Origin of the sequence: Caldichromatium japonicum, from assembly GCF_011290485.1 — a bacterium.
Lineage (GTDB): Bacteria > Pseudomonadota > Gammaproteobacteria > Chromatiales > Chromatiaceae > Thermochromatium > Thermochromatium japonicum.
In genome coordinates, this window is record NZ_CP048029.1 from 1376649 (window position 1) to 1401337 (window position 24689).

21 protein-coding genes and 1 tRNA gene are annotated in these 24689 nt (G+C 59.6%); 18 read left to right on the top strand and 4 right to left on the bottom strand.

Translation table 11 applies throughout. The annotated features are described in order from the left end of the window. Nucleotides 1-295 precede the first annotated feature (295 nt). Nucleotides 296-832: a helix-turn-helix domain-containing protein gene (locus GWK36_RS06755; RefSeq protein WP_210756883.1), complete on the top strand. Its 537-nt coding sequence runs from the start codon at nucleotides 296-298 to the stop codon at nucleotides 830-832. A 356-nt stretch (nucleotides 833-1188) separates the two neighbouring features. Next, nucleotides 1189-1368 carry a PA3496 family putative envelope integrity protein gene (locus GWK36_RS06760; RefSeq protein ID WP_166270495.1) on the top strand — a complete coding sequence of 60 codons (180 nt, stop codon included), beginning with the start codon at nucleotides 1189-1191 and terminating at the stop codon, nucleotides 1366-1368. Nucleotides 1369-1438: 70 nt separating this feature from the next. Here GWK36_RS06760 and GWK36_RS06765 read toward each other — a convergent pair whose 3' ends face one another. Together GWK36_RS06765 and argA are read right to left on the bottom strand one after the other, a co-directional pair. Continuing rightward, complete coding sequence (locus tag GWK36_RS06765) at nucleotides 1439-4873, bottom strand: mechanosensitive ion channel domain-containing protein (protein ID WP_166270496.1); 3435 nt, start codon at nucleotides 4871-4873, stop codon at nucleotides 1439-1441. Continuing rightward, on the bottom strand, nucleotides 4870-6228 hold the full coding sequence (argA, locus tag GWK36_RS06770) for an amino-acid N-acetyltransferase (RefSeq protein ID WP_166270497.1): 1359 nt from the start codon (nucleotides 6226-6228) through the stop codon (nucleotides 4870-4872). The genes GWK36_RS06765 and argA overlap by 4 nt, the downstream gene beginning before the upstream one ends. 116 nt (nucleotides 6229-6344) lie before the next feature. On the opposite strand from argA, the gene gpmI reads away from it, so the two are divergent. The 10 genes from gpmI (at nucleotide 6345) to GWK36_RS06820 (ending at nucleotide 16967) form a co-directional block, all read left to right on the top strand. Next, a complete protein-coding gene (gpmI, locus tag GWK36_RS06775) occupies nucleotides 6345-7880 on the top strand; it encodes a 2,3-bisphosphoglycerate-independent phosphoglycerate mutase (protein ID WP_246237754.1) in 1536 nt (511 codons plus the stop codon). A 2-nt stretch (nucleotides 7881-7882) separates the two neighbouring features. Next, entirely contained in the window at nucleotides 7883-8722 is an 840-nt protein-coding gene (locus GWK36_RS06780) for a thymidylate synthase (protein ID WP_166270498.1), read from the top strand. A gap of 87 nt (nucleotides 8723-8809) precedes the next feature. Further along, nucleotides 8810-9733, top strand: a complete 924-nt coding sequence (locus GWK36_RS06785; RefSeq protein ID WP_166270499.1) for an alpha/beta fold hydrolase — start codon at nucleotides 8810-8812, stop codon at nucleotides 9731-9733. Between the two features lie 60 nt (nucleotides 9734-9793). Further along, a complete protein-coding gene (locus GWK36_RS06790) occupies nucleotides 9794-10666 on the top strand; it encodes an HDOD domain-containing protein (protein ID WP_166270500.1) in 873 nt (290 codons plus the stop codon). 1 nt (nucleotide 10667) lies between these two features. Beyond that, complete coding sequence (gene uvrC / locus GWK36_RS06795; RefSeq protein WP_166270501.1) at nucleotides 10668-12512, top strand: excinuclease ABC subunit UvrC; 1845 nt, start codon at nucleotides 10668-10670, stop codon at nucleotides 12510-12512. 6 nt (nucleotides 12513-12518) lie between these two features. Continuing rightward, the gene (gene pgsA, locus GWK36_RS06800) at nucleotides 12519-13088 is read left to right on the top strand and encodes a CDP-diacylglycerol--glycerol-3-phosphate 3-phosphatidyltransferase (protein ID WP_166270502.1); all 570 of its coding nucleotides are present in this window, start codon (nucleotides 12519-12521) and stop codon (nucleotides 13086-13088) included. Nucleotides 13089-13134: 46 nt separating this feature from the next. Continuing rightward, nucleotides 13135-13210, top strand: a tRNA-Gly gene (locus tag GWK36_RS06805). A 183-nt stretch (nucleotides 13211-13393) separates the two neighbouring features. Further along, nucleotides 13394-14812 carry an acetyl-CoA carboxylase biotin carboxylase subunit gene (locus GWK36_RS06810; RefSeq protein ID WP_166270503.1) on the top strand — a complete coding sequence of 473 codons (1419 nt, stop codon included), beginning with the start codon at nucleotides 13394-13396 and terminating at the stop codon, nucleotides 14810-14812. 24 nt (nucleotides 14813-14836) lie between these two features. After that, complete coding sequence (oadA, locus tag GWK36_RS06815) at nucleotides 14837-16663, top strand: sodium-extruding oxaloacetate decarboxylase subunit alpha (protein ID WP_166270504.1); 1827 nt, start codon at nucleotides 14837-14839, stop codon at nucleotides 16661-16663. Nucleotide 16664: 1 nt separating this feature from the next. Continuing rightward, nucleotides 16665-16967, top strand: coding sequence for a cysteine-rich small domain-containing protein (locus tag GWK36_RS06820; protein WP_166270505.1), 303 nt, complete (start codon nucleotides 16665-16667; stop codon nucleotides 16965-16967). A 96-nt stretch (nucleotides 16968-17063) separates the two neighbouring features. On the opposite strand, the gene GWK36_RS06825 is transcribed toward GWK36_RS06820, so the two are convergent. Together GWK36_RS06825 and GWK36_RS06830 are read right to left on the bottom strand one after the other, a co-directional pair. Continuing rightward, a complete protein-coding gene (locus GWK36_RS06825) occupies nucleotides 17064-17558 on the bottom strand; it encodes a DUF302 domain-containing protein (protein WP_166270506.1) in 495 nt (164 codons plus the stop codon). Between the two features lie 14 nt (nucleotides 17559-17572). Beyond that, nucleotides 17573-17854 carry a cupin domain-containing protein gene (locus GWK36_RS06830; protein ID WP_166270507.1) on the bottom strand — a complete coding sequence of 94 codons (282 nt, stop codon included), beginning with the start codon at nucleotides 17852-17854 and terminating at the stop codon, nucleotides 17573-17575. Nucleotides 17855-17979: 125 nt separating this feature from the next. Here GWK36_RS06830 and GWK36_RS06835 point away from each other — a divergent pair, with 125 nt between their 5' ends. The 6 genes from GWK36_RS06835 to GWK36_RS06860 all read left to right on the top strand — a co-directional run bounded on the left by GWK36_RS06835 (nucleotide 17980) and on the right by GWK36_RS06860 (nucleotide 24579). After that, nucleotides 17980-18504: a CinA family protein gene (locus tag GWK36_RS06835; protein ID WP_210756884.1), complete on the top strand. Its 525-nt coding sequence runs from the start codon at nucleotides 17980-17982 to the stop codon at nucleotides 18502-18504. Next, nucleotides 18497-19039 (top strand): RNA 2',3'-cyclic phosphodiesterase, encoded by a 543-nt coding sequence (thpR, locus tag GWK36_RS06840; RefSeq protein WP_166270509.1) that lies wholly within the window; start codon nucleotides 18497-18499, stop codon nucleotides 19037-19039. Before GWK36_RS06835 ends, thpR begins: the two co-directional genes overlap by 8 nt. 72 nt (nucleotides 19040-19111) lie before the next feature. Then, nucleotides 19112-20170: a recombinase RecA gene (gene recA, locus GWK36_RS06845; RefSeq protein ID WP_166270510.1), complete on the top strand. Its 1059-nt coding sequence runs from the start codon at nucleotides 19112-19114 to the stop codon at nucleotides 20168-20170. 41 nt (nucleotides 20171-20211) lie between these two features. Next, on the top strand, nucleotides 20212-20634 hold the full coding sequence (locus tag GWK36_RS06850) for a regulatory protein RecX (RefSeq protein WP_166270511.1): 423 nt from the start codon (nucleotides 20212-20214) through the stop codon (nucleotides 20632-20634). Between the two features lie 42 nt (nucleotides 20635-20676). Further along, on the top strand, nucleotides 20677-23283 hold the full coding sequence (gene alaS, locus GWK36_RS06855; RefSeq protein ID WP_166270512.1) for an alanine--tRNA ligase: 2607 nt from the start codon (nucleotides 20677-20679) through the stop codon (nucleotides 23281-23283). A 69-nt stretch (nucleotides 23284-23352) separates the two neighbouring features. Further along, on the top strand, nucleotides 23353-24579 hold the full coding sequence (locus GWK36_RS06860) for an aspartate kinase (protein ID WP_166270513.1): 1227 nt from the start codon (nucleotides 23353-23355) through the stop codon (nucleotides 24577-24579). Nucleotides 24580-24689: the final 110 nt, after the last annotated feature.

Here is a 24689-nt window from a genome sequence, read left to right on the forward strand (position 1 = left end):
AAGACAGGTTGACCCGCTTTGGTTTTGAGTGGTTCGAGCATTACGCCAGAACGCACGGTTGTGAAGTGCTGGTGCTTAATCAAGAACGGCTCTCGCCAGAGCGGGAGATGGTGCAGGACTTAATGACTATCGTGCATTGTTTTTTGTCCAGGCTGTATGGGTTGAGGAACTATCGAAAAAAGCTGGACGAGGTATTAAGAAAGGGGGTGAGTCATGAGTGATCATGATTGAATCTGATTAGCTCATGAAGCTAGCGAAATTGTTTGGCGTTCGACAGAACACCAATGAGTAAGCCATGCAACTGACCCACAAAATCGCCCTTTGTCTGACGCCTGAGCGTGCGGTTTACTTCACCTGCGCCTGCGGCGCGGAGCGGTGTGTCTGGAATTGGGCGCTTGCCGAGTGGAACAAGCAATACGCAGCGGGCAGAAAGCCCGATGCGATGGCTCTCAAAAAGCAGTTCAACGCCATCAAATACACCCACCCGCAATGGCTCGATGGGAGCGGCCAGACGTGGATCAAGACCATCCACCGCGATGCCCATGCCCAACCGTTTGCCGATCTTGCCAAGGCCTGGGATCGATTCTTTGCCGATATCAAGGCCGGAAAGAAGGCTCACGCGCTTCAGTTCAAGAAGAAAGGCCGGTGCCACGATAGCTTCTATGTTGCTAACGACAAGTTCCGCGTCTCGGTCAAGACCATTTGCCTGCCCAAGAGCGGTGAGGTCGCCATGACCGAGGCGTTCTCAAACGGCTGGCAACCGCAACTGCCCTACCCGTGGCGAGTCCGTCCGGTAACGGCGGAGCTACAGCAGAGAGGGTCTCTGCCGTAGTCGGGAAAGTCACGCCTGTCAGAGACAAATGCGCTCCGCATTCGGGGCAGGAAGAGCACAGTGCGCCTGTTTGCGCACTTTCTTGAGAGCAGCATCGAGACTGTGCACCAGGCGGTAACCGAAGACCGAAGGCACCCTAAGGTGCTGGTAGGCACAGACCAGGGGTAGGGTCGCACCGAGTCAAATCTCGAAAAGGCTTAGCGATGGTTTCTGTATCACCCGCAGAGCCATCCGATCTATCGATTCTTTTGGATATAAAAATTGATTAAATCGATTGTCATGTGGGACCAAATCCGCTATATGCAGGCCCTTACCCTGGTCCCTTTGTTTTCATGAGATTGCTGAGGTTATAGGAGATGCTAGACCCTGATGTCGGTTATGGCGATGAACTCATGGAGCGGGTCCCGAACCTCTTGTCCCAGGATGTACGTGGCTCGTCGATCAATCTGGATGCACGCCGGCGCATTGAGCATCTGCGCGAGCTAAAGCGCCTGCGCGAGCTGCTTGATGATCCCGACTTCGACGATCTGACCTGACCGCTGCTCTCCATCTTGGGCGGACCCTGCGTCCGCCCACCTCCTCACCCTTTTCTGGATACCTGGCGAGTCAACCGTCGCGCCAAGTCGCGGGTATCGGTCTGTTTTTGTCGCGCTCGAGGCGCACTGCCAAAGGTTCGGGCGCATAGAGGCGGACATCGCGTTGAGGGAAGGCGAGTGGGATGCCCTCAGCCCTAAATGTCTCATAGATCGCCTGATTGAGCTCGGTGACTACGCCGATGCGTCCCTCGAGCGATCCCATATAACAGCGCAGCTTCAACATCAGGCCGTTCTCGCCAAATTCCTCAAAGCCAACCAAGGGCTCAGGATCGTCGAGGATCTTGGGATGGGCGCGAGCGATCTGCTCCAAGAGGTGCAGCGCCTTCCTCACGTCACCGCCGTACTCAATCCCGATGATGATCGTGATCCGGTTTTGCTGATCGCTCAGGGTCCAATTGAGCAGGCGCCCGGTGATGAACTCCTTGTTCGGCACTAGCAGTTCTTGGCGGTCCCAGTTGCGGATGGTGGTGGCACGGATGCGGATGTTAGTGACCACCCCCGTGGTATTGCCGATGGTCACGATGTCCCCAACCCGCACCGGACGCTCGAACAGGATGATCAGCCCACTGATGAAGTTGCCAATGATCTCTTGGAGGCCGAAGCCGATGCCAACGCTTAAGGCCGCGACCAGCCATTGGATCTGACCCCAGCTCAAGCCCAGGGCGCCGAAGGTCAAAATCGCTGCGGCGGCAGCGATCCCATAACCGGACAGAGTTTTGATCGTATAGCGGGCGCTAGGTGATAGATCGCTGCCTTGTAAGAGCAGGATCTCGAACAGTGCAGGGAGGTTACGGATCGCGAGCGCGGCTACCGCGATGATCAGAATGATCAGGCTCAGATCGGCGAGCGTGAATGGAACCTGCTGCGCAACACCGTTTACCATGCCGGCATAGTGCCAAAGGGTGAAGCGTTCCAGGACCTTGAGCGCCGGCAGGACCTCAGACCAGGTCGCCCAAAAGCCCAAAAAGCCAGCGATAAAGATCGCGGCATTGAGCAATTGGCGGGTCTGTTCGTCGAGCATTGCCAGATTGGGCTCGGTCTCGCTGACCTGAAAGGATTCAGAGCTGATTTCGGGGTGTTCACGCGCCTCCTCGCTTTGGGTGAGACGGGCTAGGGCGGTTTGCAGGGCGATGCGCCGGCGGGTGAGGCTGAGCCAGCGGACTATGACCTGATGGACGATGGTCAACCCTAGGGCCACCCAGAGTTGATAGACCATGGCCTGAAACAGGACCCAGACCGTGTAGATATAGCCAGCGATCGCCATGCCCGCCAGGATGAGCGGGATGCCGACGACCAGCGGAAACCAGAGGCGGCGCAGGCGTTGTATCCATCCTTCCGGATGATCGAGCAAAAAATGTTTGATGGCGCCCTGGGTGGGGTGGAGCAGGCGGGCGATGAACAGGCTGCATCCGAGCAGGCTGGCGATCAGGGCCAGACGCCCGAGGCTGGGGAGTGCGTCCGGATCGTTGTATTGATAGAGCGCTGCGGTGACGAAGGCGAACGGGGTGATATAGAGGGTGAACCAGCCGAACTCGCGGCGCACCCGCAAAAGGCTGTGCTCCTTCCAGCGAAAATGGCGATCCGCCACCCCGCCGCTCATGCAGAGGATACGGAAGGCGCGCAGACAATAGAGACCAAACGCCACCTGGGTCAGGCCCGCGCCCAACGCACGGGTAAAGGGTGTAGCCAAGGGGGAGGCGAGCAATTGCTGACCGATCAGCCAGCAGAGCAGGGCACTGGGCAAGGCCGCGACCAGGGTCAAGCCCAGCGCCTCCAGGGTATAACGGATGCTGTCGGTACGCACCCGGCGCACGGGTTCGGCCCGATCGCGGATGGCGCGGCGCAAGGCCGGATTCTTCCAGATCAGGAGCAGACCGAGCGCAAGACCGATCCAGAATACCGGGGCGTGAGAGAGGCGTTCACCCAGGGCCGAGACCACCTCGCCCCAGCCCTCGATAGCGATGATCCCGCCGAGTGCAGCGGATAAATGGCTGAGCGTATCGAGATCAATGGCAGAGGCCGAGCGCACCCATAACAGGTTTTCTGCCAAAAAGCTTTCATACTCTCGCGCCACCTTGATGAGCTGCTCAGCGCCATAGTTCAGCTCATTGAGCTGGCGGATATAGTCATCCTCGCCCTTGATGACCTGGCGCAGGAGGTTACGACGCTGCTTGAGCGTCTCCACCAGCTCGCGTTCGATCGCTTTATCACGCACAGCAGGCTCGGTCGCAGAGATCTCGGCGAGATAGCGGTCCAGGTCATGGAGCCGGCGCTCTTCCTCCCGATAACGGATCTGGCGCAGGGTGGCCTCGGCGATCTGATCCTCGCGCTCACGGATCTGGGCACGGTATTGGCGCAGATCTGGCAAGGCATTGCGCTGGTCGAGCAGGACCTGGCCCAGAGCACGGGTCAGGCCGACAGCCTCGAGGCGCTGTCTGGCACCCCTGTATTCGTCCTCAATCCGCTTACGGTCTTCTTCGATGGCAGCGCGCAGGGCGCTCAATCCAGAGAGGCGCTCGGTATTGGCAGCAAACGCCGTTGTCAGCTCGGCGTTGCGCTGAATGGCGGCGCGCACCACCGGATGCTTGTCTTCGGCGGCACGCTGGGCGCGCTCGGAGGCAAGCTGCTCCGCCTGCGCCTGCTGGGCGCGTCTGCTTTGTAGACTTTCCTCCAAGACGCGCTGGCGGACCCTGAGATCGCGTAGATCAAGCGCGGCCAGATCATGCTGGACCTTGAGTAGCGAATGCTCGGTGGGTTGGGCGAGCAGTTCTTGTTCGAGGAGTCTGCTCTCGCTGATGAGCGCCTGACGCTGGCTTTCGCTGGCCCAACGCTTGGCGCTGACCAGTTCCGGCGAGGCAACGCTGCTGCCCTCTTGTCGCAACTCGCGATCCAGGTCATCGATCGTTTGCTTGATGGTGCTCAGCCGCTCGCGCACGCTCATCGAGCGCATTTGGCTATCTTCAAGCTTTTTGGCAAATTCATTGACCCGGATCTCGGCGGCGGCGCTATCGGCCAGGACCTGATTGAGCTGTTGACTGAGCTGATCGACCGATAGGCCCTCTGCTACAGGCGGCGGTTTAGGCGAGCCCGCGGTCAGGCGCTGTTCAAGGGCCCTTTGCAGTTCGGCGAGACGCCGAGGCGCCGATTTGAGCGTTTGGGTGAGCTCCTTAGAACGCGCCTCGAACTTTTCGAGATCGGCGAGATGACTCAGGGTCCGGCGATAGAGCTCAAGCAATGTCCCTTTGAGCCCTTCATCAACACCAGCGCTGGCCTCGAGCGCCCTCATCTGTTGCTCGACCTGCACCCTACTTGGCAGGGTATCTGTCTTGGCTGCGGTCTCAGCTTGAGCCCCCGGGGTAAAAGCGGCAGAAAATAGATAGAGGAGGGCGCAGATAGCCAGCCAAGGGTGGCGATCGTGCGCATAGCGAGCGGTATGTGGGTTCATGGCATTTGCGGCGAGGAGCAGAGATCCTTGACGAAGACTTTGGAATTGCGCCGGGTGTTATAGAGCGCGCGCTTGTCGTTGGGCAGCGCCTCGATCCCTGCCGACGTGAAGCCGCGCTCTTGAAACCATTGGGCCGTCTGGGTGGTGAGCACGAACAGACGGCGCAGACCCTGGTCGCGGGCCAGTTCGGAGAGGTAGGCCAACAGGCGCTCTCCGCGCCCGGCGCCGCGATAGTCGGGATGCACGGCAAGACAGGCGAGCTCGGCCATCCCCTCGGCTGGATAGGGATAGAGCGCGGCACAGGCGATCACCAGCCCGTCGCAATCGAGCACATGAAAATGGGCGACATCGGTCTCTACATGCTCACGCGTGCGGCGGATGAGGATACCGTGTTCCTCCAACGGACGGAGCAGGTCGAGGATGCCGGGGATATCCTCGATCCGCGCTGAGCGGAGCCGTTCATAGGGCTCTGCCGAGATGAGGGTGCCGCTGCCTCGGTGGGTCAGGAGCTCGCGCATGAGGGCACCTGCGATGCAACGCTCGACCAGATGGACGCGCTTGACCCCCTGACGGCAGGCCTCCGCGCCGGCACGCAGATAGCTCGCCAGCTCATCACTGAGCTTGGCCGATTGCAACAGCCGGTCGATGTCCTGGGTCAAGAGGTTCGAGGGCAGACCCGAACCCTCCAAGACAGCGCGACCCTCGAGCAGAAAGATCAACTTGTCAGCGCCCAAGGCTGCTGCTGCGCTGCGCGCCACATCTGCGGCGCTGAGGTTGAAGACCTCGCCGGTGGGCGAATAACCCAGCGGCGGCATCAGTACTACCATCCCTTGGTCGAGCAGGGCCTTCAGGCTGTGCTGATCGACGCGCCGCACCAAACCGGTATGTGCATAGTCCACCCCATCGATCACCCCCAAGGGCCTTGCGGTGACGAAGTTACCGGAGACCACGGGGATGCGCACACCGGCCATCGGCGAATTGGCGAGACCCAATGAGAGCAGGGCCTCGATCTCGACGCGCACGATCCCGGCCGCCTCCTTGACGCAGGCGAGCGCGCGCTCATCCGTCACCCGCAGGCCATTGACATAGCGTAGCTCGGCCCCTTGTTCGCGCAACCGCTGCTCGATCTGTGGGCGGGCGCCATGGACCAGGACGAGATGGATCCCGAGCCCGTGGAGGAGGGCGATGTCATGCACGAGATCCGGAAACCGAGAATCAAGCAACGCCTCGCCGCCGAAGGCGATGACAAAGGTCCGTCCCCGATGGGCATGGATATAGGGTGTCGCCTGCCGCACCCAGGTAACGAAGGCGTCCTGAGTAAAAGATGGAGCGGCTTGGGGTTCGGTACGGTTCATCGATCGGCTTAGAGCGGACCGAGGATCTTGGATAAAATAATTGATTTTTTATGCCCTGGCCCGATGAATTGATCCAGGCCGTTTGCCCCCGAGCGGGGTGTATTGTGGAGGAATCGATGAAGTCTGTCCCCCGCCGTCCAGTTGTCCTGATCATCCTTGATGGCTTTGGCCTCAACCCGGCCAAGGCCCATAACGCCGTCGTCCTGGCCCATACGCCCAATTTCGACCGCTATTTCGCCCGTCATCCCCATACCGCGCTCCAGGCCTCAGGGCTGGCTGTGGGTCTGCCGGACGGACAGATGGGTAACTCTGAGGTCGGGCACATGACCTTGGGCTCTGGCTGTGTGGTACGTCAAGACCTGGTACTGATCGATCAGGCAATCGCCGACCGAAGTTTTTACCAGAATCGCGCCTTGGTCGCCGCCGCCCAGGCCGCTGCCGCCCAGGGCCGACCCTTGCATCTGCTCGGGTTGGTATCTGACGGCGGGGTGCATAGCCATGTCAATCACCTCTATGCCCTGATCAAGCTGTGCAAATACCAGGGTGTGCGCCCGGTGGTGCACATGTTCACCGATGGGCGCGATACCCCACCGCGCTCGGCCCTAAATTATCTCAAGCCACTCGAAAATGCCCTGGAGGTCGCCGGTGGGCAGATCGCCACGGTCTCGGGGCGCTATTACGCCATGGATCGCGACAACCGTTGGGAACGTACCGAGCTAGCCTGGCGCGCCCTGGTCGATGGGGAAGGGCGGCGGGCACCAAATGCGCGCGTCGCCATCGAGATGGCCTATGAGATGGGTGAGGACGATGAGTTCATCCGCCCGACCGTCATCGAGGGTGGGGAGACCATCAAGAGCGGCGATCAGGTGGTCCATTTCAATTTCCGCAAGGACCGTCCCCGCCAACTGGTTGCCGCCCTGTTCAAGCCAGATTTCGACCGCTTCGATCGACGAGGGGTCACGGGCATTCAGGTCACCTGCATGATGGAATACGACCAGTGGTATGGCCTACCCATCGCCTTCGATCATGACATGCCGCGCATCACCCTCGGTAAGATCATCAGCCAGGCGGGTCTGCCGCAATTTCATTGCGCCGAGACCGAGAAATACGCCCATGTCACCTTTTTCTTCAACGGCGGGCGCGATGAGCCCTTCCCCGGCGAGGATCGGATCTTGGTCCCTTCGCCCAAGGTAGCGACCTATGACCTCAAACCCGAGATGAGCGCCACTGAGGTCGCGGATACCGTCATCAACGCTATTGAAAAACAGGTCTATCCCTTCATTGTGGTCAACTTCGCTAATGGGGATATGGTGGGGCATACGGCAGTGCGCCCGGCGGTGATCGCTGCGGTTGAAGCCCTCGACCGTGAGGCAGGACGAGTGATGGATGCTGCAATCACCGCCGGTTATTCGGTCATTTTGACCGCCGATCACGGCAACTGCGATGAGATGGTCGATCCGGTCACTGGCGAGCCGCACACCCAACACACCCTCTATCCGGTCCCCTGCCTGGTGATCGATGAGGTCCCCTGGCGCCTGGCGATCGGTGGGGGAATCAAGGACATTGCACCCACCGTCCTTTCGCTCATGGGTCTGCCGGTGCATGAATCCATGGATGGGCGCTCGCTTCTCCTGGGGCCGGCAGCGGTTTAGCCATGCAGGTCTATCTTGATCTCTTGCGCGATGTGATCGCCAACGGCGAGGACCGTGAGGATCGCACGGGTGTTGGCGTACGCTCGGTCTTTGGCCGCCAGATCCGCTTGGATCTCGCCGCAGGCTTTCCGCTGCTCACAACCAAGCGAGTGCATTTTAAGTCAGTGGTTGGCGAGCTCCTGTGGTTTTTGTCTGGTTCAACCGACAACAACCAGCTAAAGGGACAGGGGATCCGGATCTGGGATCCTTGGGCGATTGAAAACGGCCAGCTTGGCCCGATCTATGGGGCCCAATGGCGATCTTGGGTATGTCCAGATGGTCGAACAATTGATCAGCTCGCTGAGCTACTCGAGGCCATCCGCACCCGCCCGCATTCGCGTCGACTGGTCGTGTCGGCCTGGAATGTCGCTGACCTGCCCGATGAGTCATTGAGCCCGCAGGATAATGTCCGCCAAGGCAAGATGGCGCTTGCCCCTTGCCATTGCCTCTTTCAGTTCTATGTCAGCGGTGGCCGACTTTACTGCCAGCTCTATCAAAGGAGCGCGGATCTTTTCATCGGCGTGCCGTTCAATATTGCCAGCTACGCCCTGCTGACACACCTCATCGCCCAGCAATGCGACCTCAAACCCGGCGAGTTCATCCATACCTTCGGCGATCTGCATCTCTATCACAATCACCTGAACGACGGGATTGTCTATGAGCAGTTGCAACGCACGCCGCGCCCTTTGCCGCGGCTGGTGCTCAAGCGCCGCCCGCCAAGCCTGTTCGATTATCGCGTTGAAGACATCGCCCTGGAGGGGTATGACCCGCATCCAACGATCCCGGCGCCGGTGGCGGTATGAGGGGGATGTCCGGGATCAGACCCGGTATCGGAGGGTGATTCTGGCATATAGTTACCTTGGTCTCATCGAGTCAGCCGGTATCTGTCCATGTCACAGCACCCCAGTCCCATTCTGCTGCCTGAGGCGATCGCCGCACCCCGCACCGAGCTCTGTGGACCAGAGGGCTGGCGCCTGGCCTATTATGCCGACCGGTCGCATCCTGGGCGTCCCCTTTTGTTGGTCCATAGCATCAATGCCGCAGCGAGTAGCTTCGAGATGCGGCCGCTGTTTGAGCATTATCGCAGCCAGCGCCCCGTTTATAGCCTGGATCTGCCAGGTTTTGGGCATTCCGAACGGCGTGCTGCCGACTATGGACCCCCGCTCTATGCCCAGGCAATCGCTGAGCTCCTGACCCAGGTCATCCAGGCACCCGCCGACCTAATCGCCTTGTCCCTGGGCTGCGAGTTTGTCGCCCGCGCCGCGCGTCTCGTCCCCGACCTGATCGCCTCGCTGGTCTTGATCTCACCGACGGGTTTTGATGCCAAGCCATTACCCGCTACCAATCCGCTTGGACCCATACTCGCTCACCAGTCGCTGGGACGCTGGCTGTTCCGGCTGATTGCCTCACGGCCTAGCATCCGGCATTTCTTGGCACGTTCATTTGTGGGGTCTGTCCCCGAGGCGATGGTCGAATATGCTTGGTTCACAGCCCGTCAGCCGGGTGCCGAACATGCGCCGTTCGCCTTCCTTGCCGGGCGCCTGTTTACACCTGATGCCATCGACCTGTTATATGACCGCCTGACCGAGCAACCGGTCTTGGTCATCGCCGATCGAGATCCCTATATCGGCTTTGAACGCCTACCCAGCTTCATCGTGCGCCATGACAACTGGCACCGTGTGACCCTGGAGCCGCATCGCGGGCTGCCGCATTGGGAGCGCCTGAGGGCCACGATCGAGGTACTCGATGAATTTTGGGCGCATCCCCCGTTCACAGGCACCGCATCAAGACACTTGCTATTTGGCTCAAGCTAGGCGAGTCTTCAGGACATCAGCTGGCGAGTAATGGATGGGGATGCAGGAGGACCCACAGCCATGGCCGATTCAGCCACTTACCCCCAGACGCTTTACCCACCGCGCACTGCGCTCGAGGGGGCCTTCCAGGTCGTGCGTCATGCCCGGATCCCGCAGATGCCCGACGTTGTCCTGGCCTTACGCAATGAATTGTCCAAAGAGGAGCCGGATCTTGGGCGGGCGGCGGATCTAATCGCCCAAGACCTCGCGATGACTGCGCAGATCCTAAAGACCATCAACTCGCCAGGCTTTGCCAGTCGGATCAAGGTGACCAGCATCAAACAGGCCGTCGGGCTGATCGGGATCAAGCGGCTTGCCAATCTGGTCACGGCTGAGGCATTCAACCGTTTGCTCAGTGACCGCCGAGAGGGTACCCGCCTGATCCTGGATTTCGTCCGCGAGCAGGCCTGGGCCATGATGGCCCTCACCGCCTTGACATCCGCCCTAGAACCCGAGGAGCTCTATCTGTTCGGCATGATGCAAAGCGCTGGCAGCGTCATCTTTGCCGATCTCAACCAGGACTATGTCAATGAATGGGCCATCCATGCCCTGACCGCTCCTCAGTTGCTGGTGGAATGCGAACGGCGACTCTTTAAGGCCGATCATGCGACGGTGGGTTTTTTATTGGCTGGGGTTTGGCGTCTGCCTGAACCCCTCAGTCTGGCGATCTATCATCAGCACGCCCTCAGCCTACCGCCGCCCTGTGAGGGGCAGCTGTGCACCCTGATCGCCCTCGCCCAGCTCGCGCGGGCCTTAATCGCCCTGCGCCGCGGCATCGAGGACAATGCCGACCTGCTTGATCGGCGCGATTGGGCCCTGCATGAATTGGCTATCCCGCTTGACCCATGGGAGCGTTTCACTGCCCGTCTGCTTGCCGATGGCTCAGCCCTCTGAGATGTCTAGACAGGAGGGGCTCGCTTTGCCAACAGATCGGCGCGGCCTCTTGCGCCAGCGGCTGAAGGAATTGCCGCGGGCGCCTGGGGTCTATCGGATGCTGGATGCCTCAGGTCAGATCTTATATGTCGGCAAGGCCAAGGACCTCAGACGGCGGGTAGCAAGCTATTTCGGGCGTGTCCAGAGCGGACGGCTCGAGCGCCTGGTCAGTCAGATCGCCGATATCGCCATTACCCTGACCCGCACCGAGGGTGAAGCGCTGCTCTTGGAGGGCCAGCTCATCAAGTCGCTCAAGCCAAGGTTCAATGTCCTGCTGCGCGACGATAAAAGCTACCCCTACATCCTGCTCACCACCCAAGACACCTATCCGCGCCTGGCCTTTTATCGCGGACCGCGGCGCCCCGATGGCCGGTTATTCGGCCCCTATCCGAGCGCCTGGGCGGTACGCGAGACCCTGCAGACCCTGCAAAGGCTCTTTCCAGTGCGTCAATGCGAGGACGGATTCTTCCGCCATCGCACCCGCCCGTGTCTGCAATATCAGATCGGGCGTTGTAGCGGGCCCTGTGTCGGGCTGATCACTCCCGAGCGCTATGCCCAGGATGTGGTGCGTACCGTCAAGTTTTTAGAGGGGCGGGGAGAGGAGGTGATCGCCGAGTTGGTGGAGGCGATGGAACAGGCATCGGCAGTACTTGAGTTTGAACGCGCCGCCCTCTATCGCGACCGCATCCGTACCCTGCGGGCGATTCTTGAGCGTACTGCGGTCAACGGCGAGGACAGCGATCTGGATATCATTGCCTGTGCCCAGGCCGCCGATACCTGGTGCGTCCAGGTCTTTCATGTGCGCCGCGGACGACATCTCGGCAATGGCGCCTTTTTCCCCAAGGCCCCGCCTGGAATCGATGAATCGGCGTTACTGACCGGGTTTATCGGTCAGTTTTATGCTGACCGCCCCGTGCCTGAGACCCTGATCCTCAACACCTGGCCAGAAGATGCCGAGGTCTTGTTCGCGGCGCTCAGCGAGCAGGCGGGGCGGGCCGTGCGCGGCGAGGTTGCGGTCGAGGGTGAACGCGCCCGCTGGCTGGATCTGGCGCGCCACAATGCCCAATTCGCCCTGGAGCAGCGGCTCAATAGTCAGACTGGCTATGCGCACCGCCTCGAGGCCCTGCGTCAGGTGCTGGACCTCAGCAAACCGCTTGGGCGCATCGAATGTTTCGATGTCAGCCATACCCAGGGCGAGCGCCCGGTGGCCTCCTGTGTGGTCTTTGATCGCGATGGTCCTCGCCCTGATGAATATCGGCGTTTCAACATCGAGGGGATCATCCCAGGCGATGACTATACCGCCATCAGCCAGGCGCTCAGCCGGCGTTACCAGCGGATCGCTCGCAATGAATACCCTGTCCCTGATCTCATCCTGATCGATGGCGGTCCAGGTCAGGTTGCCGCAGCCGAGCAGGCGCTGTGCGCCCTCGGGTTTAATGGGATTCAGCTTGTCGGGGTATCCAAGGGGCCAGAGCGGCGCCCAGGTCATGAACGGCTATGGTTGTTGGGTCATCCCCTGCCCGTTATACTGCGCGCCGATTCGCCAGCCATGCATCTCATCGATCAGATCCGCGATGAAGCGCATCGTTTCGCGATCATGAGCCACCGCCGGCGCCGCAGTCAGGCGCGTCTGACCTCGGCAATCGAGGGAATCAAAGGGGTCGGCCCCAAACGACGTCAGCGCCTTCTCAAACACTTTGGAGGTCTGCGCGGCCTCGAGCGTGCTGCTGTCGAGGAGATTGCCAGGATTGCCGGCATCAGCCAAGCGCTGGCCCAGCGTATCCATGATGCCTTGCATCCAGACTGATATCCTATGTGGAACCTTCCGAACCTCTTGACCCTGCTGCGGATCTTGTTGATCCCGGTTTTCGTCGTCCTGTTCTATCTCGACCTCGACTGGGCACCCTATGCAGCAGCTGGGGTATTCGGCGCGGCAGCATTGACCGACTGGCTCGATGGTTATCTTGCGCGCCGCTGGCAACAGACCTCGCCGCTGGGGGCCTTTCTCGATCCGGTTGCCGATAAGCTGATGGTGGCAGTCGCCCTGGTGGTTTTGTTACAGGCCGACCCACGGGTGCTGATCGCGCTTCCAGTGATGGTCATCATCGGGCGCGAGATCACGGTCTCGGCCCTGCGCGAATGGATGGCTGAGATGGGCGCCCGCGCCACCGTTGCCGTCTCGCTACTCGGCAAGATCAAGACTACGGCGCAGATGCTATCTATCGCGATCCTCATTCTACGCGATTCCTTCTTTGGGCCTTGGATCTATGATCTCGGGATACTGCTGCTTTATATCGCAGCGATCCTCACCCTCTGGTCGATGGTGTTCTATCTCGTGGCTGCCTGGCCAAGGCTGTCTGGAGGGCCTCCTTCGCTCCGTTGAGGTTCTTGACAGGTCGATGAAACCTATTAAAATGGTGCGCCAGCAAGCGGGAATAGCTCAGTTGGTAGAGCACAACCTTGCCAAGGTTGGGGTCGCGAGTTCGAGTCTCGTTTCCCGCTCCAAATTGACGATGAAAGGCCCTAAAAAGGGCCTTTTTCATGTCCCCTATCGGCGCGAACCTGATTGCGCCGTATGTCGGTCTATGGGACACGTGCCTTATCCAAACAGGACAGGGCGCTGATCCCTATGACCCAATTCACCCCGTCGGGCCTCGGACTGGGCCAATCTTTCCAGAGAGTCAACCCATGTTTCGCAAGATCCTAATCGCCAACCGCGGTGAGATCGCCGTGCGCATCATCCGCGCCTGCGCCGAGATGGGCATTCGTTCGGTCGCTATCTATTCCGAGGTCGATCGCCATTCGCTCCATGTCAAAAAGGCCGATGAGGCCTATAGCCTTGGGCATGATCCACTCGCTGGCTATCTCAATGTCCACAATATTGTCAATCTGGCGGTGATGACCGGCTGCGATGCCTTGCATCCAGGCTACGGCTTCTTGTCGGAAAACCCGGAATTGGCGCTTGCCTGCGCTCGGCGCGGGATCACTTTCATCGGCCCCAATGCCGAGGTCATCGCCCGTATGGGCGACAAAACCGCAGCACGCCAGGCGATGCAAAAGGCGGGGATACCGGTGACACCCGGCAGCGCCGGCAATCTGGAGACCCTGGAGGCCGCGCTCGCCTGCGCTGAGGACATCGGCTATCCAGTGATGCTCAAGGCGACCTCAGGTGGTGGTGGGCGCGGGATCCGCCGTTGCGATGATCCAGCGGCCCTGCGCCATAACTATCAGCGGGTGGTCTCAGAGGCGACCAAGGCCTTCGGTCGCGCCGAGGTCTTCTTGGAAAAATGTATCGTCAATCCCAAGCACATTGAGGTCCAGGTCCTCGCCGATCATCATGGTCATTATATCCATCTCTTCGAACGCGATTGTTCAATCCAACGGCGCAATCAAAAACTGATCGAGATCGCACCTTCGCCTCAGTTGGATGAAGCGCAGCGCCAGTATATCGGCGGGCTTGCCGTCCTGGCGGCACGCGCCGTCGGCTACACTAATGCAGGGACCGTTGAGTTCCTGCTCGACGCCGATAAACGCTTTTATTTCATGGAGATGAATACCCGCATCCAGGTCGAGCATACGATCACCGAGGCGATCACTGGTATCGATCTTGTCCAGGAACAGATCCGCATCGCTGCCGGGTTGCCCTTGCGCTATCACCAGGATCAGATCCAGCGACGCGGTTATGCCATACAATTTCGCGTCAATGCCGAAGATCCCAAGAATAATTTCCTGCCTAGTTTCGGGCGGATCTCTCGCTATTATGCTCCAGGTGGGCCAGGGGTGCGGACCGATGGGGCCATTTATACCGGTTATAACATTCCACCCTATTATGATTCGATGCTAGCCAAACTGATCGTATGGGCGCTCGAATGGGAGGATGTCATCGAGCGTGGCTGCCGGGCGCTGCGAGATATCGGCGTCTATGGCGTCAGGACAACGATCCCTTTTTATCAGGAGATCCTGCGCCATCCCGAGTTCCGCTCGGGAAGCTTTGATACCGGCTTTTTGGAGGCCCATCCAGAGCTTTTGAACTATTCCACCAAGCGCCGGCGCGAGCATATCGCTGCGGCACTTGCTGCTGCCATCGCTGCGCACGCAGGGCTTTAAGACCATCGAGAGGCGAGCTTCATCATGCCCAAGATCCTGATTACCGATGTCGTTTTGCGCGATGCCCATCAGTCGCTGCTTGCAACCCGGATGCGCACCGAGGACATGCTGCCGATATGTCCCAAGCTCGACGCGATCGGCTACTGGTCATTGGAGTGCTGGGGCGGGGCAACCTTCGATGCCTGTATCCGTTTTCTGAAGGAAGACCCCTGGGAGCGGCTGCGCAAATTGCGCAAGGCCCTGCCCAACACCCGCCTGCAGATGCTGTTGCGTGGGCAAAACCTGCTCGGCTATCGCCATTATTCGGACGATGTGGTGCGCGCCTTCGTGCATCGTGCCGCCGCCAATGGGATCGATGTCTTTCGCATCTTCGATGCCCTCAATGATCTGCGCAATCTCCGGACCGCGATCGAGGCGACGAAAGAGGCCGGCAAGCACGCCCAGGGAACAATCTGCTATACGGTGAGTCCGGTCCATACGATCGACAGCTTCGTCAAGATGGGCAAGGAACTCGTTGCGATGGGGTGCGACTCCATCGCTATCAAGGATATGGCTGGTTTGCTGACGCCATTCGTGACCGCGGATCTCGTCAAGGCGCTCAAGGACAGCGTCGATCTGCCATTGCATCTGCACTCGCATTCGACCTCGGGGCTCGCTGAGATGTGTCATCTTAAAGCGATCGAGAACGGCTGTGACGCGATCGATACTGCCATCTCCTCCCTGGCCGGCGGAACCTCGCACCCACCGACCGAGAGCATGGTCGCAGCCTTGCGCGGGACCGAATACGACACAGGTCTGGATCTCGCGGCCATCCAAGAGATCGGCATGTATTTCTATCAGGTGCGCAAAAAGTATCACCAGTTTGAAAGCGAATACACGGGCGTTGATACCCGCGTCCAGGTCAATCAGGTCCCAGGGGGGATGATCTCGAATCTAGCCAATCAGTTGCGTGAACAAAACGCCTTGGATCGTATAAACGAAGTCCTCACCGAGATCCCAGAGGTGCGCAAGGATCTCGGTTATCCGCCCCTGGTCACCCCGACTTCGCAGATCGTCGGCACCCAGGCCGTCTTCAACGTCCTGACCGAAAAGCGCTATCAGACCATCACCAATGAGGTGAAGCTCTATCTACAGGGACGCTATGGCGCCGCCCCAGGTCCGGTAAATCCAACTCTCCAACAGCAAGCGATCGGTAACGAAGAACCCATCGAATGCCGGCCAGCGGATCTACTGAGGCCCGAATTGGCGCGCCTGACCAAGGAGATTGAGGCACTGGCTACCTGCGAGGAGGATGTCCTCACCTATGCCATGTTCCCGGAGATCGGGCGTACCTTCCTCGAGCAGCGCGCCGCTGGCACTCTGGTCCCCGAACCGCTGGAACCCCCACCGGCGCCAACCGGGGAGCCCGCCAACTCGGTCCCGACCGAGTTCAATATCAATGTACATGGCGAGACCTATCACATCAAGGTCACAGGCGCAGGACACAAGGGCAAGGCCGAGCGCCATTTTTATTTCACCATCGATGACATCCCTGAAGAGGTAGTGGTCGAGACGCTTGATGAATGGGTTCTCTCCGGCGGCACCGAAGGTGCAACCGCTCGTCCTGCTGCCGGCAAGCGCCCCAAGGCAACCCAACCGGGTCATGTCACGACCTCTATGCCGGGCAGTATCGTCGAGGTCTTGGTCAAAGAGGGTGATCAGGTCACCGCCGGTCAACCCCTCTTAGTGGCCGAGGCGATGAAGATGGAAACCGAGATCCAGGCGCCGATCGCTGGCACGGTGACCGCTGTCTATGTCAGTAAAGGGGATGCGGTCAATCCAGATGAGGCCCTCATCGAAATCATCCCCTGAAATGGGTGCGACCGAGGCGCTGTCGCCGAATGAGTCATACAAGGGCTATAGCCATAGCGCCTGTCCCTTTTATCCCTGCCATGCTGGGGTCAGGCGCGCCTTTAATTGTCTGTTCTGCTATTGCCCGCTCTATGCCTATGAATGTCCAGGCCCGTACCGCGTCATTGCCGGACCTTGCGGGCAGCTGCAGAAGGACTGTACTGACTGCCGCTTGCCGCACGAGGGTTATCGGGCGGCCTGGTCATTCATTCAAAAGTGGCTGAGATGTCCGCGGCCTTGGAGCGGCAAGGTTCCGGCGGCTTAGGCGGTGAGTGGGTATGTGGGGGTAGGGGTATGTGGGGGTAGCGATTTGCAAGGCCCCCCAGCCCTTGGCAGCGGGCAGGGGGAGATACGAAGACGATCAAAGCTCACCGCTGGCGCCGGCGGCCATGATCGCCTGGATGGTTTCGCGCACTTTGACTGCCGATTCCTTGAGAGCGGGTGGTAGATCAGTCATCTGTATCACCTTATCGAGGTCGAGGGTGATCAACCAGGCCTGACCCTGCTGATCCTCGATCAAGGTGATACGACAGGGCAAATAGGCGGCAAAGGCGAGGTTTTCGGCGAGCATCTGGGCAGCGATGCGGGCATCGCAAAACTGAAAGATCTCGATGCGTTTGCTTGCGATCCCCATCGCCTCGAGCTCTTTCGAGAGCGGTTGGCGTGCGACCAGCTTGAAGTTTAGGGCATTGGCGCGCAGCAGCATGGATTCGACCGCGTCGTCCATTGAGACACCTTCAGCCAAAGGGATTTTGACGACCGTCTCATCAATACCCGTACCCGTAGCGGGCTCAAGCCGAAGGGCCAGGCAGAGGGGCAGGGCGGCCAACAAGACAAACCAAGGGCGTTTGTGCATCGGATGATCCTCGCTCATTCGAAGTTGTAATGTTTTTCCACGGCCTCGATGATCTCCCAGGTACAGGAAAGTCCGGCAGGAAAGGTGATCAGATCGCCGCGCCCGAACTCTTGCGGTTCACCGCCCTCGGGGGTGACGCGGAAACGCCCGCGCAAGATATAGCAGGTCTCGGTCTGATCATAGTGCCAGGGGAAGGTCGAGGGGCCTTTTTTCCAGATGGGCCAGGCATCGACACCCATGACCTCGAGTTTGGCGGGAGAGGGGTTGTGTTCACAGTGGATCTTGAGATCATGCATGGTCGATCTCCTGTCTTTGGGGATAGAGCAATTCCGAAGCCTTTGCTTTACATGGTGCGGTCGGCAGGTGGTTACTGGCAATCCCCCCCTGCTGTATGTCCAGGGTCCTGCCCAGAGCGGTTGACATGGAACAAGACCTACTGTCCTCCCAGGGCGTAGCCGCTGGACTCGACCAGTTAGCAAGGCGTTTGGGCCTATACCTCAGTGCCCAGGGCTGGCGCCTGGCAACTGCCGAGTCCTGTACTGGCGGCTGGGTTGCCAAGTTGCTCACGGACATCCCCGGCAGCAGTCGATGGTTCGAGCGGGGGTTCGTCGTCTATAGCAATGAGGCCAAGTGCGAGCTCTTGGATGTCCCCGCCGCGCTGATCGACCAACACGGTGCAGTCAGCGGTCAGGTGGCGCGCGCAATGGTCGAGGGCGCATTAGCTCATAGCCGGGCCGAGTTGGCCTTGGCCATCACCGGGATCGCTGGACCAGGCGGCGGGACATCTGATAAACCGGTGGGCACCGCCTGGTTTGGCTGGGGGATGCGCGGGTACGGTATCGCGACGCGCCTAAACCTATTGCGGGGTGAGCGGGCGGATATTCGTCGGCAGGCAGTCGAGACATCGCTCCTTGGGCTCATCGAATACCTGCGCCTTTATGTCTGAACGCTGGTTTTTCGCAATCTGGCCGGATGATGCGGTGCGCGAGGCCCTGTTGACCGTATTGAACAGGTCAGGGCGGCTACCTGGGCGTCCGACCCATCCACTCGATTGGCATCTGACACTGACCTTCGTCGGTGTATTGCCGCCCGGTGGTCTGGCCTGTGTCGAAAGCGCAGCCACTGCAGTGCGCACCTCCGCTTTTCAGATGAGCCTCGAGCGCATCGGCCACTTCTCTGGCTCGCAGGTGCTCTGGTGCGGTCCGTCGTTTCCCCCGCGCCAACTGACAGAACTGGCGCAAGATCTGCAGGCAAGGCTCACCGCTGACTGCGGCCTGCGGTCAGACCCTCGCCCTTACTGCCCTCATTTGACCCTAGCCCGGCGGGTCCGCAGCGCGCCGCCCTTGCAAATCGATCAGCCCATCGCTTGGACCGTGAGCGAGTGGATCCTGGCTTATGGGGTGAGCGGTTCAGTCCCTCGCTATCGCGTCCATCGCCGCTATCCCTTGGCGGTTGATCCAGGCGCCTGGGCATCAGGCTGACCTCATCTGCGGCTTATGCGATAATTTCATGCTGATCCGGTAACGGGTGGATCATCGACTCAGGAGCGCGCAATGGACGACAATCGCAAAAAGGCCTTGGCCGCGGCGCTAAGCCAGATTGAAAAACAATTCGGCAAGGGCTCGGTCATGCGTATGGGTGACGTGGGCGCCGTGCGCAATATCGAGGTGATTTCAACGGGTTCCCTGGGTCTAGATCTAGCACTGGGGATCGGCGGCGTTCCGCGCGGACGGATTATCGAGATCTATGGGCCCGAGTCGTCCGGCAAGACGACCCTGGCCTTGCAGATCATCGCCGAGGCACAGCGGCTCGGCGGTACGGCGGCCTTTGTCGATGCCGAACATGCCCTCGATCCGGTCTATGCCGAAAAGCTCGGGGTGAACATGAGCGACCTCCTGGTGTCTCAGCCCGACACCGGGGAGCAGGCGCTCGAGATCACCGACATGCTAGTGCGTTCGGGGGCTGTCGATGTCGTAGTCATTGATTCGGTCGCGGCCCTGACCCCCAAGGCCGAGATCGAGGGCGAGATGGGCGATTCGCATGTCGGTTTGCAGGCACGCCTCATGTCGCAGGCCCTGCGTAAACTCACCGGCAACATCAAGCGCTCCAATAGCTGTGTCATCTTCATCAACCAGATCCGCATGAAGATCGGCGTGCTATTCGGATCGCCCGAGACCACAACCGGCGGCAATGCCCTCAAGTTCTATGCCTCGATACGCATCGAGATCCGGCGTACCGGCAGCATCAAGAAGGGCGAAGAGATTATCGGCAACGAGACCAAGGTCAAGGTGGTGAAGAACAAGCTCGCGCCACCCTTCAAACAGGCCGAGTTCGATATCCTCTATGGTCAAGGCATCTCGCGCGAAGGGGAGATCATCGATCTAGGGGTTGCTGCTGGCGTGATCGAAAAATCCGGTGCCTGGTATAGCTATGAAGGCAATCGCATCGCTCAGGGGAAGGATAGCGCCCGTGCCTTTTTGGTCGAACACCCAGAGATCGCGCGTGCGATCGAATCGCGCATCCGCGAGCGGATGCTTCCTCAGGCTGCAGCTGACGATCCCGGACCCGAATCATCCGCGCCTGCCGAGATGGCGCCGGAGGAATCGCTCTGAACGATGCCGGTAGTCAAGAGGCGATTACTCAGGCGCGCGCCTTGGCACTGCGGTTCCTCGCTGTCCGAGAACACGCACGCCTCGAGCTGGCGCGTAAACTGGCGCAGCGCGGGTTCGAACAGTCCGTGATCGCGCAAACCCTGGATTGGCTAATGGCTGAGGGCGCGCTCGACGAGTCGCGTCTGGCGGCTCAATATGTTGCTGAGCGCGCCGAAAAGGGTTTCGGACCGCTCAAGATTCGCGCCGAGTTACAGGCCAAAGGGATTGCCGATGAATTGATTGAATATCACCTGCGGTCGATGGACGATTCCTGGCCCAGGATCATTGCCCGCACCTATGCCCATCGTTTTGGTGACACAGCGCCCAAGGAGCGCGCCGACTATGCCCGGCGCGCCCGTTTCCTAGCCCAGCGGGGTTTTACTTCAGAATCGATCCGGCGCCTGCTGCCATATCATCCTGACTAAGTTGGCGATAGGATCATCGCAGGGTCTATTCGAGAGCTTCCAATGACCAAGAGTGCAGCGCTTCGCGACAGTTTTCTTGACTATTTTGCCCAACGCCAACATCAGCGGGTCCCATCCAGCCCCTTGATCCCGCCCAATGACCCGACCCTCCTGTTCACCAACGCTGGGATGGTTCAATTCAAGGATGTCTTTCTCGGTCGCGAGCGCCGTCCTTATAGTCGCGCTGTCAGTGCCCAGCGCTGTGTGCGTGCGGGTGGTAAGCACAATGATCTAGAAAACGTTGGCTATACCGCTCGGCATCATACCTTCTTTGAGATGCTAGGCAATTTCAGTTTCGGCGACTATTTTAAACGCGAGGCGATCGAATACGCCTGGGATTATCTCACCCGGGTATTGGCTATCCCCCCTGAGCGTCTCTGGGTAACGGTGTTCGAGGAGGACGATGAGGCAGCACGGATCTGGCTCAATGAGATCGGTGTCGATCCCAAACGTTTTTCGCGCTGCGGGCTTAAGGACAATTTCTGGTCGATGGGGGATACCGGCCCCTGTGGGCCATGCTCCGAGATCTTTTACGACCACGGGCCAGAGATTCCCGGTGGTCCACCCGGCTCCCCCAAGGCCGATGGCGACCGCTATGTCGAGATCTGGAACCTGGTCTTTATGCAATATAACCGCGATGCCGATGGCAATCTAACCCCTTTGCCGCATCCCTCGGTCGATACAGGGATGGGGCTTGAACGCCTAGCCGCCGTGATGCAAGGAGTACATAGCAACTATGAGATCGATCTCTTCCGCCATCTGATCGAGTCTGCGGCACAGGCGACCGGTTGCACCGATCTGGAGGACAAATCACTGCGGGTGATCGCCGATCACATCCGCTCCACTGCCTTCTTGATGACAGATGGTGTCACCCCTAGCAACGAGGGGCGGGGCTATGTCTTGCGGCGGATCATGCGTCGAGCGATCCGTCATGGTTACCGTTTAGGCTGCACAAGGCCATTCTTTCACACCCTGGTCGCGCCCCTGGTGCACGAGATGGGTGCTGCCTACCCTGAACTGCATGCTGCCCAATCCCAGGTCGAGCGCTTGATCAAGCTCGAGGAAGAGCGTTTTGCTGAGACCCTGGAGCATGGCCTGCGCCTACTCGACGAGGCGATCGCCGGTCTCAGCGGGAGCGAGATCCCAGGCGAGACGGTTTTTAAGCTCTATGATACCTACGGGTTCCCCATTGATCTGACCGCCGATATCGCGCGGGAGCGCGGTCTATCGATCGATCTGACCGGATTCGAGCAGGCAATGGCCCAGCAGCGAGAGCGAGCACGCGCTGCCAGCCAATTTGGACCCTATCCAGAGCTCGATCTTCAGATCCAGGGTGAGACCGATTTCTGCGGCTATGATCGGCTACATGAGGATGCCACCATCGTCGCTCTGTATCAGGATGGGCAACCGCGCGATAGCCTAGAGGCAGGGGAGTCTGGGATCGTCATCTTGGATCGTTCCCCCTTTTATGGCGAATCCGGAGGTCAAGTCGGTGATCGCGGTTGGATCACCTCTGAAACCGCGCGCTTTGAGGTCGATGACACCCAAAAAGAGGGGGAGGGGGTCCTGATCCATCTCGGGCAGATCGTCGAAGGCCAGCTTGCAGTCGGCGATCGTGTCGAGGCGCGGGTCGATGCCGAACGCCGCCAGGCCACTGCGTTGAATCATTCGGCCACCCATCTGCTGCATGCCGCCCTGCGCCAGATTCTGGGGCCACATGTCCAACAAAAGGGTTCATTGGTTGGCCCTGAGCGTCTGCGTTTCGATTTCTCGCACTTTGAGCCGCTTGCACGCGAGCAGATCATCGCCATCGAGCGTCTGGTCAACCGCGAGATCCGCGCCAACCATCTGGTCGAGATTCGGCTCATGAGCCTGGAGGATGCCAAGGCAGCAGGGGCCATGGCACTCTTCGGTGAGAAATATGGCGAACAGGTGCGGGTCTTGCGCATGGGCGATTTTTCGACTGAGCTATGCGGCGGGACCCATGTCAAAGCCGTCGGTGACATCGGTCTCTTCAAGATCATCTCGGAGACCGGGATCGCTGCGGGGGTGCGCCGGATCGAGGCCGTCACCGGCGCAACCGCACTCGCCTGGGTTGAAGCCGATGAGGAGCGTCTGTTGCGCCTCGCAAACCTCCTACGTGGTGGACGCGATGATGTCGAGGAACGCCTAGGCCAGTTGTTGGAACGAGCACGCCGACTCGAGCGCGAGCTTGAACAGCTCAAAACCAAGTCTGCAAGTTCTGCGGGTCAGGGCCTGGTTACCCAGGCCATCGAGATCCAAGGGGTCAAGACCCTGGCTGCTCGCCTGGATGGGGCAGATCCCAAAATGCTGCGTGTGACACTCGATCAGCTCAAGGATCGTCTCGGCAGCGCCGTCATCGTATTGGCAACCGAGGCAGACGGAAAGGTGAACCTAGTGGCAGGGGTTACCAAGGACCTGACCGATCGTCTTCCAGCCAATGATCTGATCTGCGCAGTCGCCGAAAAGGTCGGCGGTAAGGGCGGAGGCAGATCCGATATGGCTCAAGCTGGAGGGACGAACCCCAATGGTCTCCCTTCCGCACTCGCCCTGGTTGCTGATTGGGTCAAGATGCGCTTGACCCAATGAAGGCAGGCGTATCGCGATAACACCTTTCGCGATAACACCTTTGGCTTTTTTATCCCTTGGATTCCAGTAATGGCGCTGATCGTTCAAAAATATGGCGGGACCTCGGTCGGTAGCATTGAGCGCATCCAGGCCGTGGCTGAGCGGGTTAAGCGTTGGCGTGATCGCGGTCACCAGCTTGTGGTGGTGGTCTCGGCGATGTCGGGGGAGACCGATCGGCTGATCAAACTCGCCAAACAGATCCAGCCCCGCCCGGACCCGCGTGAGCTTGACGTCTTACTCTCGACCGGCGAGCAGGTCACGATCGCGCTTGTGAGTATGGCGCTGACTGCTCTGGGTTGCCCTGCGCGCTCCTATACCGGCGCCCAGGTCCATATCCTTACCGACAATGTTCACAACAAGGCCCGTATCCGCGACATCGATGCCGCACGGGTGCGCGCCGATCTGGATGCGGGGCGGGTGGTTGTGGTCGCCGGTTTTCAAGGGGTCAACGAGCAAGGAGACATCACCACCTTGGGACGCGGCGGCTCTGATACCTCGGCAGTCGCTATCGCCGCTGCCTTAAAGGCCGACGAATGTCAGATCTATACCGATGTCGATGGGGTCTATACCACCGACCCGCGCGTCGAGCCCCGGGCGCGCAAGCTCGACCGCATTACTTTTGAAGAGATGCTCGAGATGGCAAGCCTAGGGTCCAAGGTGCTTCAGATCCGTTCGGTCGAGTTCGCCGGCAAATATCGGGTGCCATTACGGGTGCTCTCGAGCTTTGACGAAGGGGAGGGTACCCTCATCACTTTTGAGGACAATGACGTGGAAGACGCCAAGATCTCTGGGATCGCCTTTAACCGCGATGAGGCCAAACTGACCATACTCGGGGTGCCCGATCAGCCGGGCGTGGCCTATCAGATCCTAGGCCCGATCGCAGAGGCCAACATCGAGGTCGATATGATCATCCAGAATGTCGCACCCGATGGCAAGACCACAGATTTCACCTTTACCGTTCACCGCAATGATTATCCCCAATCGCTCGAGATCCTGCGCAAGACCGCGCACAATCTAGGTGCCCGCGAGGTCACGGGCGATGATAACATCGTCAAGATATCGCTCGTCGGGGTGGGCATGCGCAGTCATGCGGGTATCGCCAGCCGCATGTTTGCTGCCCTGGCGAAGGAAGGGATCAACATCCGCATGATCTCGACCTCTGAGATCAAGATCTCGGTCGTCGTCGATGAAAAATATCTAGAACTCGGCGTGCGCGCCCTGCATGCGGCCTTTGGCTTGGATCGTCTTTCATCTTGACTTGAAATCGGATTCTGACACCACTAGTCGATAGTGTGTGCAGAACTTGATAGAATCAGTGGCCGAATCGCAAGATTCATGGTCATTGCGTAGCAGCCATAAAATGGGGT

Excerpts from the sequence above, each read along its gene's own strand:
- GWK36_RS06755 (WP_210756883.1), top strand. The coding sequence starts at position 296 with ATGCAACTGACCCACAAAATCGCCCTTTGTCTGACGCCTGAGCGTGCG.
- GWK36_RS06760 (WP_166270495.1), top strand. The coding sequence starts at position 1,189 with ATGCTAGACCCTGATGTCGGTTATGGCGATGAACTCATGGAGCGGGTC.
- GWK36_RS06765 (WP_166270496.1), bottom strand. The coding sequence starts at position 4,873 with ATGAACCCACATACCGCTCGCTATGCGCACGATCGCCACCCTTGGCTG.
- argA (WP_166270497.1), bottom strand. The coding sequence starts at position 6,228 with ATGAACCGTACCGAACCCCAAGCCGCTCCATCTTTTACTCAGGACGCC.
- gpmI (WP_246237754.1), top strand. The coding sequence starts at position 6,345 with ATGAAGTCTGTCCCCCGCCGTCCAGTTGTCCTGATCATCCTTGATGGC.
- GWK36_RS06780 (WP_166270498.1), top strand. The coding sequence starts at position 7,883 with ATGCAGGTCTATCTTGATCTCTTGCGCGATGTGATCGCCAACGGCGAG.
- GWK36_RS06785 (WP_166270499.1), top strand. The coding sequence starts at position 8,810 with ATGTCACAGCACCCCAGTCCCATTCTGCTGCCTGAGGCGATCGCCGCA.
- GWK36_RS06790 (WP_166270500.1), top strand. The coding sequence starts at position 9,794 with ATGGCCGATTCAGCCACTTACCCCCAGACGCTTTACCCACCGCGCACT.
- uvrC (WP_166270501.1), top strand. The coding sequence starts at position 10,668 with ATGTCTAGACAGGAGGGGCTCGCTTTGCCAACAGATCGGCGCGGCCTC.
- pgsA (WP_166270502.1), top strand. The coding sequence starts at position 12,519 with ATGTGGAACCTTCCGAACCTCTTGACCCTGCTGCGGATCTTGTTGATC.
- GWK36_RS06810 (WP_166270503.1), top strand. The coding sequence starts at position 13,394 with ATGTTTCGCAAGATCCTAATCGCCAACCGCGGTGAGATCGCCGTGCGC.
- oadA (WP_166270504.1), top strand. The coding sequence starts at position 14,837 with ATGCCCAAGATCCTGATTACCGATGTCGTTTTGCGCGATGCCCATCAG.
- GWK36_RS06820 (WP_166270505.1), top strand. The coding sequence starts at position 16,665 with ATGGGTGCGACCGAGGCGCTGTCGCCGAATGAGTCATACAAGGGCTAT.
- GWK36_RS06825 (WP_166270506.1), bottom strand. The coding sequence starts at position 17,558 with ATGCACAAACGCCCTTGGTTTGTCTTGTTGGCCGCCCTGCCCCTCTGC.
- GWK36_RS06830 (WP_166270507.1), bottom strand. The coding sequence starts at position 17,854 with ATGCATGATCTCAAGATCCACTGTGAACACAACCCCTCTCCCGCCAAA.
- GWK36_RS06835 (WP_210756884.1), top strand. The coding sequence starts at position 17,980 with ATGGAACAAGACCTACTGTCCTCCCAGGGCGTAGCCGCTGGACTCGAC.
- thpR (WP_166270509.1), top strand. The coding sequence starts at position 18,497 with ATGTCTGAACGCTGGTTTTTCGCAATCTGGCCGGATGATGCGGTGCGC.
- recA (WP_166270510.1), top strand. The coding sequence starts at position 19,112 with ATGGACGACAATCGCAAAAAGGCCTTGGCCGCGGCGCTAAGCCAGATT.
- alaS (WP_166270512.1), top strand. The coding sequence starts at position 20,677 with ATGACCAAGAGTGCAGCGCTTCGCGACAGTTTTCTTGACTATTTTGCC.
- GWK36_RS06860 (WP_166270513.1), top strand. The coding sequence starts at position 23,353 with ATGGCGCTGATCGTTCAAAAATATGGCGGGACCTCGGTCGGTAGCATT.